At 59.8% G+C, this 1,795-nt stretch carries 2 protein-coding genes; one reads left to right on the forward strand and one right to left on the reverse strand.

Annotation, left to right across the window (positions count from 1 at the left end; translation table 11 throughout):
• On the forward strand, positions 1–436 hold a 436-nt coding region (locus ABX749_RS31695; protein WP_372899556.1), incomplete at its 5' end, for a c-type cytochrome.
• 129 nt (positions 437–565) lie between these two features.
• On the opposite strand, the gene ABX749_RS31700 is transcribed toward ABX749_RS31695, so the two are convergent.
• Positions 566–1,795, reverse strand: a 1,230-nt coding sequence (locus ABX749_RS31700) for a WD40 repeat domain-containing protein (protein ID WP_372899557.1), incomplete at its 5' end; no start/stop codon positions are given.

The following is a 1,795-nucleotide window of genomic DNA, read 5'->3' on the forward strand; positions in this document are numbered from 1 at the left end:
GCAGGGCGCCACGCTGTTCTTTGGAAAAACCGAACTCTCCTGTGTCCGCTGTCACAAAGTCGATCGCGCCGGCGGTGAGGTAGGCCCCAATCTAACCGTGATCGGGAAAGAGCGTGACGCCCGCTACCTGCTCGAATCGATTTGTCTGCCCGATGCGAAGATCGCCAAGGGATTCGAAACGGCAGTCATCGTAGATATTGACGGTCGTGTCCACAGCGGCATTGTGAAATCCGAAACCGACGAGGTCGTCGAACTGATCCTTGCCGACGGCAGCCAACAACGGATCTTGCAAGATGACATCGAAGTGCGGCGGAAAGGCAACTCATCGATGCCCGCCGACCTGACCAAACACATGACACCGAGAGAATTGCGTGACCTGGTCGCGTACCTGGCCAGCTTGCAAGTCGATCCGAGAGCGGCCACGGACGTGGAGTGAAACGTCGCCGGTGGTGTGTCACCACCAACGGTCCATGAGCGAGATGATTTGCTTCAGCACAACACTGCGAAGCGAAGACACGCCGAGATGCCCGGGCGCTGGCGCGAACCGGCTGATGTCAATTGATAATCAGCCGTTTGGCGCGAGCCTACGGGCCTCAACCTCTTCCTTCGTCGATTCGTCGACCAGGCGAATGACTTCGATCCGAGAGTTGGCTTCGGCGATCATCAGGTAACGATCGTCGGGGCTGAACTCGACTCCCACGACACGCTCTTTCCGTGGCTGCAAGGCGATCAATTCCAATCCGCTGTGCGTGTCCCAAATCCGGATGACCCGATCGGATCCGACCGTCACGATCCGGTCCCCCGTGATCGAAGCCGTCACGCGGGTCACGGGACTGCTGCTGACCAGCAACCGCTGACCCAGCTGGGGTGATTGCGAATCCGCGACGACGTCCGGCAACGGAGCGTCCAATGGATGTGCGAGGTGGCCGGCCGTCGCCGGAGAGGTCAAATCGTCTTCCGGCATCTCACCGGGATTCCAGATCGCACAACTGCCGTCGTCACCGACGGTCGCCACCTGGTTTCGATCGGCGAGCCAAACCAGGTCATTGACCGAACTGGGATGCGCCTTCCAGACTTGCACCGGTGTGTCCGCCCACTGCCATTGGCCGTCAGCCGATCGCAAGACCGTCGCATAGAAAACACGTCCAGCCCGGGTGCATCCGAAGATTCGATCGCCCGACGGAGCCACCTTCAGTCGGGAAATGCCTCCCAGCCGTGGCAACACCAGTTCCTGCGGGGGCGCATCGGTGGTCAAGTCATACAGCAACAGACGCTCTTCGCGAACCGTTGTGTTCCCGTTCGGATTCGCTTCGGCGGCTTCTTTGGAAAGCTTGACGTCTTGAGCAATGGACGCAACGAGATGTTGCGAATCGATCAGGCTGACGGCGGTCAACTGGGCGCGTCGCTGCACATCGATCGATCGTTGGGTGACCAAGTCGGTTTTCCCGGATTCAAACACCGAGATTGTGCTTCGCGTATGGACGACGAATCGGGGTGGCCCCCACCCTGTCCGCCGAACATCGCCATGAAGCTGCATGCTGCCGATTCCGCGCGCCGCCCGGACACGTCGCAGTTCAACGTCCAACGCGTGTTTGCTCAGCGAGAAGGACTTATAGAACAGGCTCCGGTGACGTCTTGCCCCGGCGATCGCGACGGCAATTTGTCGTGGCGAAACCCAAGCGGCATCCACCAAGATGCGGTCGGAAACATTCAGCGTTTCGATCGCGTCGTGGCCGTCGTTGGACCACAACAGCACCTTGCCATCTTCGCTGGCGGTGACAAGAAACGGTTGACA

Source organism: Stieleria sp., assembly GCF_041595215.1.
Lineage (GTDB): Bacteria > Planctomycetota > Planctomycetia > Pirellulales > Pirellulaceae > Stieleria > Stieleria magnilauensis.